We start from the raw sequence: 15,250 nt of genomic DNA, 5'->3' as shown, positions 1-15,250 counted from the left end.
CGGAGCGCAGCGTAGGGCCGAATGCAGGGACACACGGTTTTGGTTCCTTTTGCCAAGACAAAAGGGACCCGCCGTAACGGCGGAAGGGGCCAACAGCGGCGCCGCATTGAATGGATAAGCTCACAGACTCAAATCCCAGCCCAGCCCAGCCCAGCCCAGCCCAGCCCAGCCCAGCCCCAAGATCATGCCCTGGGATTTCGTGAAGGACCTTTTTTATATCAGCGTTGCAAGTGATAGACCCGCTCCAACAAGCGCGTGGCGCCAGCCTGTTGGAATTTCGGACTCTCGGCCAGCACATCATGCGATACCCGCTCACGCGGCTGCCAGGCGGCGAACAGCGCCTGCACTTCGTCATCGACGACAGCAAACGGCGGCCCGTCGATCTGCGACTGGTCGTAGTCCAGGGTGATCAACAAGCCCTTCACCGGTGGCGCAAGCAGGGTCTGCAAATGCTCGACATAACGCACGCGCATAGGCGCGGGCAGCGCGATCAGTGCAGCTCGATCGTACAAAGCAGCACACGCGCCGACGTCTTCAGCGCGTAAGGCGAAGAAATCACCGCAGCGAATTTCAATGGCGTCGCAGCGAAAAACCTTGAACGGACCTTGCTGAGTGATCTGGGGCTGCAACTGATGCTCAGCGAAAAAATCCTCCACCGCACGCTCCGACAGCTCCACCCCAAGCACCTGCAGGCCCTGCCCTGCCAACCAGAGCATGTCCAGGCTCTTGCCACACAGCGGCACCAGCACGCGCGCTCCAGGCGCCACCGCCAATGTCGGCCAGTACTGTTGCAGGTGACCGTTGACCTGAGACTGGTGAAAGCCAATCTGATTATTGTTCCAACGCGAATGCCAAAACGCTGCCTGCATGCCTCACCTCGATAAATTCGATCAAATACTGCGAAAACTTATATTAGATTTAGATCAATGCTTTGCCCGAAGATGAGCACATCTTAACGTCCGGAGCACCCTGATGCTGCCCAGCCTGTTCATTTCCCATGGCTCGCCCATGCTCGCCCTGGAGCCAGGTGCCAGTGGCCCTGCCTTGAAACGCCTGGCTGCTGCATTAAAACGACCCAAAGCAATCGTGGTGGTCTCAGCACATTGGGAAAGCCGGGAGTTGCTGGTATCCAGCAGCCCCACCCCGCAAACCTGGCACGACTTCGGCGGCTTCCCCGCCGCACTGTATGCCGTGCAGTACCCTGCCCCCGGCGACCCGGCCCTGGCTCAACGGGTAACAGAACTGCTCTGCGCGGCCGGCATGCCAACGCGCCTCGACCCCCAACGCCCCTTCGACCATGGCACCTGGGTTCCTCTGTCGCTGATGTATCCCCACGCAGATATTCCGGTGGTACAGGTTTCCCTTCCCACCCAGCTTGGGCCGAAGTTTCAGGAACTGGTGGGCAGCGCGCTGGCGAGCTTGCGTGATGACGACGTTCTGCTGATCGGCTCCGGAAGCATCACCCACAACCTGGGCGAACTGGACTGGCGCGCAGGTCCGCAAAGCATTGAACCCTGGGCGCTGGCGTTTCGGGACTGGATGATTGAAAAACTGCAGGCAGATGACACCCAGGCCTTGCATGATTACCGGCACCTGGCGCCCTTTGCCATGCGCAATCACCCTAGCGATGAGCATTTATTGCCCCTGTACTTCGCTCGAGGTGCGGGTACGAAGTTCGCAATCGTTCACCAGGGCTTCACCCTCGGGGCGCTGGGCATGGACATCTATCGCTTCGATTGAAATAGCCTGGGCAAAAAAAATCCCCAACTCAGTCGGGGATTTTTTTGTGCTCGCGGATCAGTCTTCGCGATAACGGCGCAGCTTCAGCTGCTTACCGGCAACGCGAGTGTCCTTGAGCTTGGCCAGCAGACGCTCCAGACCCTCTTCCGGCAGTTCAACCAGGCTGAAGCTATCACGCACCTGAATGCGGCCGATTGCTTCGCGGGCCAGGCCGCCTTCGTTGAGGATGGCGCCGAGCAGGTTCTTGGCAGCGATGCCATCACGCGCACCCAGCGCGGTACGGCAGCGTGCACGGCCTTCGCCCAGCGGCATTGGCGCACGACGCTCACGCTCGCCACGGTCTGGACGATCGCCAGAGCGCTCACGCGGAGCGGAGGTCGGAACCAGCGGTTGCTCCTTCTCGACAGCTTCCAGGGTCAGGGCCTGACCGTTGGTAGCCTTGCGCAGCAGCGCTGCGGCCAGGGCACGCGGGCTGCAACCGATGTCGGCAGTCAGGCGATCGAGCAGATCACCATGGGTCGACTCGGCGTCGGCAACCAGTGGCGCCAGGCTGTTGGTCAGCTTCTTGATGCGAGCATCGAGAACGGCCTGGGCATTTGGCAGACGAACTTCTGCAACCTTCTGACCAGTGACACGCTCGATCACCTGCAGCATACGACGCTCACGCGGCGTTACCAGCAACAGTGCACGACCTTCGCGACCGGCACGACCGGTACGGCCGATACGGTGAACGTAGGACTCTGGATCGTACGGCATGTCAACGTTGAACACGTGAGTGATGCGCGGCACGTCCAGACCACGAGCGGCAACGTCGGTAGCAACGACGATGTCCAGGCGACCATCCTTGAGCGAGTCGATAACGCGCTCACGCTGGTTCTGGGCAATGTCACCATTCAACGCAGCAGCCTTGTAGCCTTTGGCTTCCAGGGCGCTAGCCAGGTCCAGGGTGGCTTGCTTGGTACGCACGAAGGCGATCAGTGCGTCGAACTCTTCCACTTCCAGCAGACGCAGGACAGCGGAGACCTTCTGGTCAGCGTGGACCATCAGGTGAGCCTGCTCGATGGCAGTCACGGTCTGGGTTTTGGTCTGGATCTTGACGTGCTTCGGATCACGCAGGTGACGTTCGGCAATTGCACGGATGGAGGCCGGCAGGGTTGCGGAGAACAGTACGGTCTGGCGGGTTTCCGGCATGGCCTTGAAGATGACTTCGAGGTCATCCATGAAGCCCAGCTTGAGCATTTCGTCAGCTTCGTCGAGCACCAGGTGATTGACGGTTGCCAGGACTTTCTCGTCGCGACGCAGGTGGTCGCACAGACGGCCAGGGGTGGCAACGACGATTTGCGCGCCATTGCGAATTGCTTTCAGCTGTGGGCCCATTGGGGCACCACCGTATACGGCCACCACGGTAACGCCAGGCATCTGCTTGGAGTAGGTTTCAAAAGCGGTGGCTACTTGCAGCGCCAACTCACGGGTTGGCGCCAGGATCAGGGCTTGCGGCTCGCGCTTGCTCGGGTCGATGCGGTGCAGGATTGGCAGAGCGAAAGCGGCAGTTTTGCCGGTACCTGTCTGCGCCTGACCGATCATGTCATGACCGGCAAGAATAATCGGGATCGATTGCTGCTGAATGGCCGATGGCTCTTCGTAGCCAGTAGCCACAACGGCGGCAACAATACTTGGATGAAGATCGAGAGCGGCGAAGCCGCCGGTTTCCTGGGTCATGGGTCTGCCTCTAAGTGCATCCGCAAAGACCCATGCTCCAAAGCTGCGCATGCCTTGTAAGACCCGAAAGTCACCCTGGCAGCTTTGTCGGCGGGGATTTGCGAAAACGATTGAAGAAAAAAAAGGAACGTCAGGGAGCGTCCGCAGGGCGGACGCGCAGCCGAAGCTGGCTTCGGAAATGCACTACCTAAACGAGGTCTGGTAAAAGACCGGCGCGTACTATACCTGAATTCCAAAATCGCGGGAGATTTTTTTATTCCAACGCGCCTGTCCCAAGCCACGCTACGGCGGGCCTGGGGCGATAGGCTTGCAAATGGCTGAAACGTTTTTCCTGCGCCCGCTGCACCAGGCGTCTCACGTAGCCGGGCGGATCGCTGCGATCAAGGCATCCAGCGAGTAGCCAAGACGCGGGGCCAGGGCTGCGGCGCGAGCCTGGAGCCCGGCCATGTCCAGTTCCTGGTCGAGGTCGGCTGGAACGATGATAATCACATTGCCCTCCTTGACCGGCAGCTCCCAATAGTGACGATGATAAAGCCCACGCAGCAATGCGGCGCCCAGTGGCTTGCCATCATCGCCGGCCCACTGGTTGATCACCAGCCAACCATCAGGATTCAAGCGCTTCTGGCAGTCTTCGAGGAAACGCCACGCCAGATGGGCCACACCCGGCCCATGATCGGTATACAAGTCGACGAAAATCAAGTCGGCAGACTCGGCAGAACCCAGCAACTCCATGGCATCGCCAATACGGATATACAGGCGCGGATCATCATCCAGGCCCAGATACTCGATGGCCAGGCGCGGCACATCGGGACGCAGCTCAATGGCCTCGACGTCTTCCAGCGGCAGGAACTTGAGGCAGGCCTGGGTCAAGGTTCCGGCGCCCAGACCAAGAAACAGCGCGCTTTCGGGCTCGGCGTGACACAGCGCGGCGATGAACATGGCGCGGGTGTAGTCGTATTCCAGCCAGCTCGGATCGGCGGTAAACACGCAGCTCTGCTCGATGGCTTCACCGAATTCGAGAAACCGATAGTCCTCGACCTCCAGGACGCTGATGGTGCCGTATTGGTCCTGCACCTGGGCCAGCACCCGCTCCACCCGTTCCACTGTCATGCTGTCTCCCGGCTTACGCCGCTGCTTCGAGCAAAACAGCCATTGTCCGTCAATGGCGCCAGTGCAACAAGGCGTGCCGCAACTGTTAACATGGCAGGCAGCCCCTTTCCGACCTGACCGAGCCCGTGATGAATCAACCCTGGAGCCCTGACAGCTGGCGCGCCCTGCCGATCCAGCAGCAACCTTCCTACCCTGATGCCGAGCACCTGCTCAAGGTCGAACAGACCCTGGCCAGTTACCCGCCGCTGGTATTCGCCGGCGAAGCCAGGGAACTGCGCCGACAGTTTGCCGAAGTCACCCAGGGCCGCGCGTTTCTTCTGCAGGGCGGCGATTGTGCAGAAAGCTTCGCCGAGTTCTCGGCGGCCAAAATCCGCGACACCTTCAAGGTGCTGCTGCAAATGGCGATCGTCATGACGTTTGCCGCCGGCTGCCCGGTGGTCAAGGTCGGGCGCATGGCCGGGCAGTTTGCCAAACCGCGCTCGGCAAATGATGAGACCGTTGCCGGGGTGACTCTGCCGGCCTACCGTGGCGATATCGTCAATGGTATCGGCTTCGACGAAAAAAGCCGGGTACCCGACCCGGAACGCCTGCTCCAGGCCTATCACCAGTCCACCGCCAGCCTGAACCTGTTGCGCGCCTTTGCCCAAGGTGGTTTTGCCGATCTGCACCAGGTGCACAAGTGGAACCTGGACTTCATTGCCAACTCGGCACTGGCAGAAAAGTACAGTCAATTGGCTGACCGTATCGACGAAACACTGGCCTTCATGCGTGCCTGTGGCATGGACAGTTCACCGCAATTGCGTGAAACCAGCTTTTTCACCGCCCATGAAGCGCTGCTGTTGAATTACGAAGAAGCCTTCGTACGCCGCGACAGCCTGACCAACGACTACTACGACTGCTCGGCGCATATGCTTTGGATCGGCGACCGCACGCGCCAACTCGACGGTGCACATGTGGAGTTTTTGCGCGGGGTGAACAACCCTATCGGGGTCAAGGTCGGCCCGAGCATGAATACCGAGGAGTTGATCCGCCTGATCGATGTGCTCAACCCGGACAATGACCCCGGCCGCCTCAATCTGATCGTACGCATGGGTGCCAGCAAGGTCGGTGACCACTTGCCGGCACTGATTCGCAGCGTCGAGCGCGAAGGACGCAAAGTGCTGTGGAGCTCCGACCCGATGCACGGCAATACCATCAAGGCCAGCAGCGGCTACAAAACCCGCGATTTCGCGCAGATCCTCAGCGAGGTCAAGCAGTTCTTCCAGGTGCACCAGGCCGAGGGTAGCCATGCCGGTGGCATTCACATTGAAATGACCGGACAGAACGTCACCGAGTGCATCGGTGGCGCCCGCCCCATTACCGAAGACGCCCTGTCAGATCGCTACCATACCCATTGCGATCCGCGCATGAACGCCGACCAGTCCCTGGAACTGGCCTTCCTGATCGCCGAGACTCTCAAACAAGTCCGACGCTGAAGGTGCTGTGGGCCAGTGCCGGGCGCAACCGCGCGGCACTGGCTCGAGGACAATTCAGCTGCAAGCGGCTCAAGCCCAGCCACCTCGCCATGTTCCACAGGCTGTCAGCCAGCGCTTGCACCCCAGCATCGTCCAGGCCCTGGACTTCCTCGTGCACCGCATGGATCGCCAGGCAGTCGCCGGCCCGATCTGCGCGCAAATCCACACGCGCGGCGATCCGTTCATGATGTAGAAACGGCAGAACATAATAGCCGTAGACCCGTTTGTGCGCCGGGGTATAAATCTCCAGCCGATAACGGAAATCGAACAGGCGCTCGGTACGCCCCCGCTCCCAGACCAACGAATCGAAGGGTGACAGCAATGCGCTGCAGGCAACTTTACCCGGCAGCCGCACAGCGCCAAGGCAATAGGCTGCCTGGTTCCAACCTTGCACGGCACAGACTTGCAACTGCCCCTGCTCCACCAATTCGGCAATGCGATCACGGCTATCTGCCGGGCTGAGTCGATAGTAGTCGCGCAGGTCTTTTTCGGTCGCCACGCCCAAGGCAGTGGCCGCTTGCAGGAGCAGCCCGCGCTGAGCCTGCGCTTCGTCGAGCAATGGTTGCTGCAGCAATGCCGCTGGCAGCACCCGCTCAGGCAGATCGTACAAACGCTCAAAACCCCGTCGCCCGGCAACGGTCACCAGGCCTGCAGCAAACAACCATTCCAGCGCATGCTTTTCTGCGCTCCAGTCCCACCAGGGTCCGGCACGCACCTCACGGGTGGACAGGCTACCGGCAGCCAAAGCGCCCTGAGCGGTGACTGCAGCCAGAACACGGGCAATGGTTGGCTGCTGCTCACGACCGAAACGTGCCAACTGCTGGTAGATACCCTGTCCTTGGCGCGCACGGTCCATGCGCCAACGGAGCATGGGATACAACGCCAGCGGCAGCAACGAAGCTTCGTGGCCCCAGTATTCAAACAGTTTGCGCTGGCGCCGCTGGCCCCAGGCAATCTGGTCAAGCAGCGCCTGTGGATAACTGCCCAGTCGCGAAAATATCGGTAGGTAATGCGAACGCACCAAGGCGTTCACCGAGTCGATCTGCACCACACCCAGGCGCTCCATCAGCCGTTGCAGATGCGCGGCACTCACCTGTGAGCGCGGGGTGCGCCCAGCAAAGCCCTGGGCCGCCAAGGCCAGGCGGCGCGCCTGCGCCAGCGAAAAGGATTGTGTGGTAGGCATGCCCGACTCCTTCTGAACAAGCCCACTTAAGGTAGTAGTGACGCCTGCCGGACGCGACTCATTTTTTTAACGGGTCGTCCCAGAATGGCCGCTCCACCTCTTGCAGCACATCAACCCGGCTCATGCCGATATCGTGCAGTGCGGCATCACTCAGGCGCGCCAGTTCCATCCGTTGCCGGTGCAACTGCCGCCAGCGCGCCAACTGTTGAATGACAGCCTCAATGGCATGGCTGAAGCCGCCATGAGCAAAGCGCGGATGCATCAGGACATGTGCTTTCTGACCTTTCATCGTCTTACCCTCCGTGTGGGATGACGACAGTGTCAGCGCAGGCCTAAGATCAATCCAACGAATGTTTCTTATGCAATACATCTAGGAGATTGATGCCTTGTCCCAGTATCAGAGTATCGACTCCGACGTCCTGCGCACCTTCGTCGCCATCGCTGAACACGGTGGTTTCACTCGCGCTGGCGAAGTGGTGAACCGCACTCAGTCGGCCGTCAGCATGCAGATGAAACGCCTGGAAGAAGACATCATCCAGCGCCAGCTGTTCGAACGTGACGGCCGCCAGGTACGCCTGACCGCCGAAGGCCAGGTACTGCTTGGCTACGCCCGGCGCATCCTCAAACTCCATGGTGAAGTGTTCAACACCCTGCGCATGCCACACATGGTCGGCATGGTGCGCATTGGCACGCCGGATGACTATGCCATGCGTTTTCTGCCCGGCATTCTTTCCAGCTTTGCCCAGGCCTATCCACTGATCCAGGTCGAGGTTCATTGCGAAAGCTCGCGCCAGCTGATGCAGCGCCAGGACCTGGACATGACCATCATCACCTGCGAGCCCGGCCATGAAGTCGGTCAATTACTGCGCCGCGAGCCTGCGGTGTGGGTTCAGGCCCAGGGCTTCTGCCCGCACGAACACAATCCGCTGCCGCTGGCCGTTTTCAATACTGACTGCTGCTGCCGGACTTGGGCCTGCAACGCGCTGGATACGATCGAAAAGGAATACCGGATCGCCTACACCAGCGCCAGCACCCCGGCAATCATGGCGGTGGTCAGCGCTGGCCTTGCGGTCACGGCACAATTGCAGAGCCTGATTACCAGCGATTTGCGCGTGATAGGCGAAGCGCAGGGCCTGCCGGTCTTGCCGACTGCCAGTATCATGCTGCTGCGCAACAACAGCAGCCAGTCACAGATGACCGACTGCATGGCCGACTACATCGTTGAAGGCTTCAGATCTTGAACGCCAGCATCACCGCGCAGACCACCAGGAAGCCACAGAACAGTGAGCGCAGGACTTTTTCGGGCAGCGCGTGAGCCAGCTTTACCCCCCAACTGATGCTCAACAGCCCACCCACTGCCAGCGGGATCCCCATGCTCCACTGCACATGCTGGTGAACACCGTAGGTCAGCAGGGTTACGGCCGTACTGGGCGCCGCCAGCGCCAGTGAGAGCCCTTGGGCAACCACCTGTGTGGTACCGAACACACTGGTCAACACAGGGGTGGCAACTACCGCCCCACCGACACCAAACAAACCGCCAAGCACTCCAGCGCCTGCGCCCAGCACACCGAGCCAGGGCCATGGATAGCGCAGTTCAGTGGAAGGCTGTGTCTGGCGCATGAACATGCGCGCCAGGTTCCAGGCAGCCAAGGCAACCAGGAACATGACAAAGGCAAAACGCATGGACTGTGCGTCGACGTCCACAGCCCAGATCGAACCTAGCCAGGCAAAAACAAAGCTGGCAACTGCCAATGGCAACGCGTGGCGCATCTCGATCCGGTTGCGCTGGTGATAGCGCCACAGCGCCAGCAGCACGTTCGGCACCACCATCACCAAGGCCGTACCTTGCGCCAGTTGCTGATCGAGCCCGAACAACACTCCCAGCGCCGGAATCGCGATAAGCCCACCACCAATACCAAACAGCCCTCCGACCGTCCCCAGTGCAGCGCCCAGCGCTATATACATCACCCACTCAATCATTACGCCTCACCACAATTGCAGTTTCATCAACCCAGTGGCGGCATGCTACCGACCTGATGCTAGCGGGGAAACGCATAGCAACGCACAATGGCTATGCACATTACGCAAAAGCAGATCCGCACGATATGAACCCCGATGCACTCACCGAGCAACTCGGCCTGTTTCTCGATGTACTGGAGAGCGGGAGCTTTTCAGCGACTGCCCGTCGCCATCCGCTGACCCCTTCGGCCGTGGCAAGACGCATCGACTCTCTGGAAAACACCCTCGGCAGCCGCCTGTTCATACGCAGCACCCACGCTGTACGCCCTACTCCAGCAGGTAATGCATTTGCCGAGCGAGCCCGGCGTATCGTCGAAGAGCTGCGCCTGGCGCGAGCCGAAGCGGTGTCGTTGAGCAACGCCCCGGAAGGCCTGATTCGGGTCGACGCCCCCGCAGCATTCGGCCGTCGCCATTTGGCGCCGGCCATTGCTGATTTTCTCGTAGCCCACCCAGGCCTCGATGTGCAACTGCGCCTTATCGACAGCTTTATCGACTTGCATGGCGCCCATCTGGGTAAAGTCGACTTAGTGTTGCGTGCCGGCCCCTTGGCCGATACCCGTCTGGTTGCTACGCCGCTGGCGTACATGGTGCGCATCGCCTGCGCGAGCCCGGCCTATCTGGCTGCCCGCGGGGTTCCTGCCAGCCCCGCAGAACTGCCCGGGCACGACGGCCTGGACTGGGACGGCCTGGCCCCACCCTTCGCCTGGCGCTTTGTCGTCGATGGACAACTGCGCCTGTCCCGACCTACACGCATGCGCATGAGCGCCAACAACGCCGAGACCCTGCTATTCGGGGCATTGGCAGGCCTTGGCATTGCCCATTTACCCACGTGGCTGATCAGCGAATACCTGCTGCGTGGTGAATTGCTGCCGCTGTTTTGCGAAAGCGGCCTGCCTGCCCCCGAGTCCAGCGGCATTTATGCCCTGCGCCTGGAACACGAAACGAACTCTCGTAGCCGTTTGTTGCTCGAATTTCTCAAGAGCCGCTTCAGTCCCGTCCCGCCCTGGGACCTGGCGCTGCAAAGTGAGCTGCGCGGGTAGTCAGCGCGCTAATTACCCGCGTGATAAATTCCAAGGATCTAACGAGTTAAAGGATGCGCATGAACGCCGACCCTAAAGCACCTGAACCCTGCCAAGAACTGTTGCTCGATAACCAGGTGTGCTTTGCCTTGCATTCGACTTCGCTGCTGATGACCAAGGTCTACAAGCCACTGTTACAGAAGCTTGGGCTGACTTATCCACAGTACCTGGTGATGCTGGTACTTTGGGAAGAAGAGGGTCTGACCGTCGGTGAAATCAGCCAGCGCTTGCTCACCGATCCTGGTTCGCTCACACCGCTGCTCAAACGCCTGGAAGCTGAGGGCCTGCTCAAGCGTACGCGCAGCCGCGAAGATGAACGCGTGGTGCTGGTGCACTTGCTCGACCCCGGACGTGCCCTGCAAGCACAGGCAAAGGCGGTTCCCCAGTGCATCCTGGCCGCCAGTGGTGAGAGCATCGAGCGCTTGCAACAATTGCAGGCCGACTTGCTGGAATTGCGTGCCAACCTGCAAAAAAGCCTCTGAACGCTAAGCTGTGAGTGACCACTTGTAAGCTGGTCCAAAAATTATCTTGCGCACTAAATAATCGTGCGCTAATTTAATTTCCGTCCCCACTCAGCGCCACGGCGCACCTTTGAAAACGAGGCTCAAGATGCAAAAGGTCACTCCGCTTTACATTGCCGAAGCCAAGTCCACCGGCGGTCGCGACGGCAGCTCGCGCTCCAGCGACGGCAAACTCGAAGTCAAGCTGAGCACTCCCAAGGAGTTGGGCGGTGCGGGTGGTGAAGGCACCAATCCAGAGCAACTGTTCGCCGCCGGCTACTCGGCCTGCTTTATCGGTGCCCTGAAGTTCGTCGCCAGCCAGCAAAAAAAGGCGCTGCCAAACGATAGCTCGATTACCGCCAAGGTCGGCATCGGCCAGATCCCAGGTGGTTTTGGCCTGGACATCGACCTGCATATCGCGTTGCCAGGCTTGCAACAAGCAGATGCGCAAGCGCTGGTAGATGCCGCCCACCAGGTGTGCCCCTACTCGAACGCCACTCGCGGCAACGTTGATGTACGCCTGCACGTCACGGTCTGAAGATAAAACCCAGGCGTAAAAAAACCCGGCCGAGGCCGGGTTCTTTATTCGCGCAGACGCCAGGTTTAAACCTTGGCGCGGCCCTTGTAGGAGCCACCTTCGCGGGTATCGATCTCGATCATGTCGCCGATTTCGATGAAGTCGGCAACGCTCAGTTCGGTACCGTTCTTCAGTTTGGCAGGCTTCATGACCTTGCCCGAAGTGTCGCCGCGAGCGGAACCTTCGGTGTAGTCAACCTGACGGACGATGGTGGTCGGCAGGTCAACCGAAACCAGACGCTCTTCGAAGAACACCGCTTCGCAGACGTCGGTCATGCCTTCTTCGATGAACGGCAGAACACCTTCGATGTCTTCGGCGTTCAGCTCGTACATGGTGTAGTCGGTGGTGTCCATGAACGTGTAGGTGTCGCCGTTGATGAAGGACAGGGTCGCTTCTTTACGGTCGAGGATCACGTCGTCCAGCTTGTCGTCGGCACTGTAGACAGTTTCAGTCTTGTAGCCGGTCAGCAGGTTCTTCAGCTTGGTTTTCATGATCGCGCTGTTACGGCCCGATTTGGTGAATTCAGCTTTCTGAACCAGCCAAGGGTCGTTGTCGATACGGATCACGGTACCGGGTTTCAGCTCTTTACCAGTTTTCATTTGCTAGTTATCCGAATTTGGATGGATTTACAAAAATCGAGGCCGCATATCATAGCGAATTTCGGTAAAACTGTACCAGCGTCGTAGCGAGGTCCGGCTGAGCGGCCTGATTGACGCTCCAGCGCCGGGCATGCTGGTCGAGCTCATCCCAGTGTTCAAGCACCTGTTTCCACGGCTGCGCCATATCGCTGTCCATGTTCCAGGCTCGCCATACATCCACAATCGCGGTTTTCGCTGGCGAGGAAAGCCCCTCGACGTAGTGATCCAGAAACGCCTCGAGCTTTTCCCAGTGGGCGTATTCTTCTTGAACGTAGATGTGCCATAGCAGAGGACGCCCCGCCCATTGCGCGCGTACAAACGAGTCTTCACCGCGCACGGCATTGAAGTCGCAGCACCACAGCAATTGATCGTATTCGTCCTGGCTGACAAACGGCAGGATCTGCACGGTCAAGGCACCCCGGGTTGCCACGCTACCCACCGCCAGCTCATCCACCCCCAGCCAGGCCTTCACGTCGCCCAGCACCCGCCCTTCAGGTACCAGCAGATGGTTGGCACGGCTATCGGCAGCCAATGCGTCAAGCCAACTGGCCAGGCTCGAATTTTCGTAGGCAAACAGTGAAATCAGGCGGGCGCCGCCGACTGCAGTTACCTTCAGATGCTGGAGAAACGCCTGGCGCGCGGAGGGATCCTGCTCGAATGCCTGGCGCCGCGCCAACAAAGTGGCCTCACGCAACAAACCGCCGGTTTTTGCGCTAAAGCCCGGAAAGAAAAACACCTTGCGCAAGCCATTGGGCTGAGGGGAAGGCAAACCATGGCAGCCTTCCACCCAGCTTTCGGCACTCAGGTATTCCAGGTTCAGCCACAACGGTGGACGAGGACAGGCGGCCATGGCCTGCACATAGGCAGCCGGCAACTGACAAGCAAAGGCGCCAATGACGACATCGGCTACTGCCGTGTCCTGCCATTCTGGCAGCCAATGACAAACCTCGACACCGCTATGCCATTGACGGGAGGCCTGGGCATCCGCCTCGGGACAGATTCGCGCGAAGGCATTCAAGTCGTCGACCCACAAGCGCACCGACAGCCCCTTCTCGGCCACCAATTGCCGGGCCAGACGCCAGGTCACGCCGATGTCGCCGAAGTTATCGACAACACAACAGAATATGTCCCAGTCAGCTTTCATCGCTGGCCCCTTTGAAAAAGCGCCGATTGTCCGGGTAAATCATCGCAGACAAAAGCGCACCACGGAAAAAACCCGTCGCGGCATGCCACAATGAGCACTTGAGCCATGGCCAGGAGGCCACCATGCCCCGCCCGCGCGAACTTAAGATCACCCTGAAACCTGTGCAACTGATCGTGTGTATTGCCTTGGGCCTATGGCTCGCAGCGGTCGCCATCACGTTGAGCTTTTACCTGGCTTCGCGCTTGATACCGGACACCGTCCAACCGTTGAGCCAGCTTGTAGTTCCTCCCGCAAGTACGCTCGCCCCTGGTACGGCGCCGCAACAGCAGAACCAGATGTTCGAACAGTACAAGCAGATCCTGCGCAACCAAGAGGTGCAACAGGCCGAAGACCGGGCTGAAGGCAGCCTGCGTAACCTGTCCAATCCCAAGTGTCAGTTCTGGCTCCAACAAAACCGCACCGCACCGACCGAAAAGAGCCGCGCGCTCGTCCTGGAATTTTGCAACTGAGACCATGAACAAAGCCGAACTATTGCAGCGCATCATCGACACTTTGACCTTCGACCTGGACGTCGCCCAGCGCGCGGCTCAGACCGCCTATGAAACGGCTACAGCCGAAGAGAACATTGCCGAGAACAAGTACGACACCCTCGGCTTGGAAGCCTCCTACCTGGCAACCGGACAGGCCCGGCGCATGGAAGAGATTCGCCAGGCGCGAGCGGCGTACCAGCAATTGATCCTGCGCGATTACGACCCGACACGCGGCATTCAAATCAGCAACCTGGTGAGCCTTGAGGCCGAAAACGGCAGCTGCCAGCACTTGTTCATAGGGCCCGAAGGCGCCGGCTTGAAGATTGGCCAGGGTGAGCAATTGGTGACCGTGATAACACCCCGCTCACCCTTGGGACAAAGTCTGATGGGTAAGCATGAAGACGACGAAGTCAGCCTGACCCTGGCGGGTAAACAGCAATGCTTTGTGGTGGTGAATGTCAGCTGATTACGGCCAGCAGGCTGGAAGCATCAAAGCAGTGCGCTAAACCGCTGGGCCAACCCTTGTGCAGCAAATTGCTCGATAATGAAATCGACAAACGCCCGCGTCTTGCCCGGCAGCAATTTGTGCTCGGCGTAATACAAACAAATGCTGCCGTCGTCCACATACCATTGCGGCAACACCCGAACCAAGCTGCCTGCCTGCAGGTACGGCAGCGCAAACGGCATGCTCACCAGAGCCACCCCCAAGCCCTGCTGCGCCACCGCACAGGCTGCTTCTGAATCGCTCATGGTCATGCGCTGGCGAATGCCCAGTGGCACCTGTTCCTGCTGGCGATTGGTCAACGGCCAGGAACGCACCCGCCCGGTTTGCGGCGAGCGTATGAGGATACCGTCCAGAGCTTGCAGATCGGCCGGCTGGCGTATCGTCGGGTGTTGCGCAAGGAAAGCCGGGGCCGCGACCAGAATCCGGTGAGCGGGTGTCAGTTTGCGCGCTACAACCCCCTGCGGCAGATCAAAACCGCCGCCAATTGCAGCATCGAAGCCCTGGCCGATAAGGTCAATCTGGCGGTTGTCAAAATGCCAGTCTGGACTGATTGCCGGATAACGCTGAATAAACTCGGCCAGCAACGGCACGATATACAAGCGCCCAAACACAGTGCCCATGCTGACTTTCAAGGTGCCGGCCGGTTGACCTTCAGCACTGGCAAGGTTGGCCACGGCATACTGGATGGTCTGGAAACTGCTGGCCACCTCCCGTAAAAAGCGCTGCCCGGCCTCGGTAAGAGTCAAGCGCCGGGTACTGCGCTGGAACAGCCTCACGCCCAGGCGCGCCTCCAGCCGGGCAACGTTCTTGCCCACCGCAGCGGGCGTCAGGCTCAGCCGCCGGGCCGCCTCGGCAAAGCTGCCAACCTCAGCGCTACGCACAAAGCACTCGATACTGCTGAAAGACTCCACGGCTTCTATTCCATACTTTTGGTTTACATAGACTATAGCGATTACCGGCTACTCAGAGGGTAATCTGCCGCCGATACTGAG

General features: G+C 59.8%; 16 protein-coding genes and 1 pseudogene. 8 read left to right on the top strand and 9 right to left on the bottom strand.

The genetic code is table 11. The annotated features are described in order from the left end of the window. Positions 1-218 precede the first annotated feature (218 nt). On the bottom strand, positions 219-869 hold the full coding sequence (locus tag V0R60_RS11455) for a thiopurine S-methyltransferase (RefSeq protein ID WP_330079728.1): 651 nt from the start codon (positions 867-869) through the stop codon (positions 219-221). A 103-nt stretch (positions 870-972) separates the two neighbouring features. Here V0R60_RS11455 and V0R60_RS11450 point away from each other — a divergent pair, with 103 nt between their 5' ends. Further along, positions 973-1,740, top strand: coding sequence for a DODA-type extradiol aromatic ring-opening family dioxygenase (locus V0R60_RS11450; protein WP_330079727.1), 768 nt, complete (start codon positions 973-975; stop codon positions 1,738-1,740). Positions 1,741-1,797: 57 nt separating this feature from the next. Here V0R60_RS11450 and V0R60_RS11445 read toward each other — a convergent pair. Together V0R60_RS11445 and V0R60_RS11440 are read right to left on the bottom strand one after the other, a co-directional pair. Beyond that, positions 1,798-3,493: pseudogene (locus V0R60_RS11445) on the bottom strand (DEAD/DEAH box helicase). Between the two features lie 320 nt (positions 3,494-3,813). Further along, positions 3,814-4,569 (bottom strand): spermidine synthase, encoded by a 756-nt coding sequence (locus V0R60_RS11440; protein WP_136475145.1) that lies wholly within the window; start codon positions 4,567-4,569, stop codon positions 3,814-3,816. A gap of 128 nt (positions 4,570-4,697) precedes the next feature. Here V0R60_RS11440 and V0R60_RS11435 point away from each other — a divergent pair, with 128 nt between their 5' ends. Then, entirely contained in the window at positions 4,698-6,044 is a 1,347-nt protein-coding gene (locus V0R60_RS11435) for a class II 3-deoxy-7-phosphoheptulonate synthase (protein WP_330079726.1), read from the top strand. On the opposite strand, the gene V0R60_RS11430 is transcribed toward V0R60_RS11435, so the two are convergent. Then, positions 6,025-7,266 (bottom strand): winged helix-turn-helix domain-containing protein, encoded by a 1,242-nt coding sequence (locus V0R60_RS11430; protein ID WP_330079725.1) that lies wholly within the window; start codon positions 7,264-7,266, stop codon positions 6,025-6,027. The two genes, V0R60_RS11435 and V0R60_RS11430, sit on opposite strands and share 20 nt — an antisense overlap. Before the next feature lie 58 nt (positions 7,267-7,324). Then, positions 7,325-7,555, bottom strand: a complete 231-nt coding sequence (locus V0R60_RS11425; protein WP_256658333.1) for a DUF1127 domain-containing protein — start codon at positions 7,553-7,555, stop codon at positions 7,325-7,327. Between the two features lie 97 nt (positions 7,556-7,652). Here V0R60_RS11425 and V0R60_RS11420 point away from each other — a divergent pair, with 97 nt between their 5' ends. Continuing rightward, entirely contained in the window at positions 7,653-8,507 is an 855-nt protein-coding gene (locus V0R60_RS11420; protein WP_136475141.1) for a LysR family transcriptional regulator, read from the top strand. Here V0R60_RS11420 and V0R60_RS11415 read toward each other — a convergent pair. Next, positions 8,497-9,246, bottom strand: coding sequence for a sulfite exporter TauE/SafE family protein (locus tag V0R60_RS11415; RefSeq protein WP_330079724.1), 750 nt, complete (start codon positions 9,244-9,246; stop codon positions 8,497-8,499). The genes V0R60_RS11420 and V0R60_RS11415 overlap by 11 nt on opposite strands. A 125-nt stretch (positions 9,247-9,371) precedes the next feature. Here V0R60_RS11415 and V0R60_RS11410 point away from each other — a divergent pair, with 125 nt between their 5' ends. From V0R60_RS11410 to V0R60_RS11400, 3 genes are all read left to right on the top strand, one after another. Next, positions 9,372-10,325, top strand: coding sequence for a LysR family transcriptional regulator (locus V0R60_RS11410; protein WP_330079723.1), 954 nt, complete (start codon positions 9,372-9,374; stop codon positions 10,323-10,325). Positions 10,326-10,384: 59 nt separating this feature from the next. Beyond that, positions 10,385-10,846, top strand: a complete 462-nt coding sequence (locus V0R60_RS11405) for a MarR family winged helix-turn-helix transcriptional regulator (protein ID WP_136475138.1) — start codon at positions 10,385-10,387, stop codon at positions 10,844-10,846. Positions 10,847-10,973: 127 nt separating this feature from the next. Continuing rightward, on the top strand, positions 10,974-11,402 hold the full coding sequence (locus V0R60_RS11400; RefSeq protein ID WP_136475137.1) for an organic hydroperoxide resistance protein: 429 nt from the start codon (positions 10,974-10,976) through the stop codon (positions 11,400-11,402). A gap of 65 nt (positions 11,403-11,467) precedes the next feature. Here V0R60_RS11400 and V0R60_RS11395 read toward each other — a convergent pair whose 3' ends face one another. Next, the gene (locus V0R60_RS11395; protein ID WP_136475136.1) at positions 11,468-12,040 is read right to left on the bottom strand and encodes an elongation factor P; all 573 of its coding nucleotides are present in this window, start codon (positions 12,038-12,040) and stop codon (positions 11,468-11,470) included. Between the two features lie 49 nt (positions 12,041-12,089). Further along, entirely contained in the window at positions 12,090-13,223 is a 1,134-nt protein-coding gene (earP, locus tag V0R60_RS11390) for an elongation factor P maturation arginine rhamnosyltransferase EarP (protein WP_330079722.1), read from the bottom strand. A gap of 122 nt (positions 13,224-13,345) precedes the next feature. Here earP and V0R60_RS11385 point away from each other — a divergent pair, with 122 nt between their 5' ends. Both V0R60_RS11385 and V0R60_RS11380 read left to right on the top strand, forming a co-directional pair. Beyond that, positions 13,346-13,732 carry a hypothetical protein gene (locus V0R60_RS11385; RefSeq protein WP_136475134.1) on the top strand — a complete coding sequence of 129 codons (387 nt, stop codon included), beginning with the start codon at positions 13,346-13,348 and terminating at the stop codon, positions 13,730-13,732. 4 nt (positions 13,733-13,736) lie between these two features. After that, a complete protein-coding gene (locus V0R60_RS11380; RefSeq protein WP_330079721.1) occupies positions 13,737-14,219 on the top strand; it encodes a GreA/GreB family elongation factor in 483 nt (160 codons plus the stop codon). A gap of 23 nt (positions 14,220-14,242) precedes the next feature. On the opposite strand, the gene V0R60_RS11375 is transcribed toward V0R60_RS11380, so the two are convergent. After that, the gene (locus V0R60_RS11375) at positions 14,243-15,169 is read right to left on the bottom strand and encodes a LysR family transcriptional regulator (RefSeq protein ID WP_136475132.1); all 927 of its coding nucleotides are present in this window, start codon (positions 15,167-15,169) and stop codon (positions 14,243-14,245) included. Positions 15,170-15,250 lie beyond the last annotated feature (81 nt).

The organism is Pseudomonas auratipiscis, from assembly GCF_036324085.1.
GTDB classification, from domain to species: domain Bacteria; phylum Pseudomonadota; class Gammaproteobacteria; order Pseudomonadales; family Pseudomonadaceae; genus Aquipseudomonas; species Aquipseudomonas auratipiscis.
Note: the sequence above shows the minus strand (reverse complement) of the source record. Positions and strands in the feature narration are given on the sequence as shown.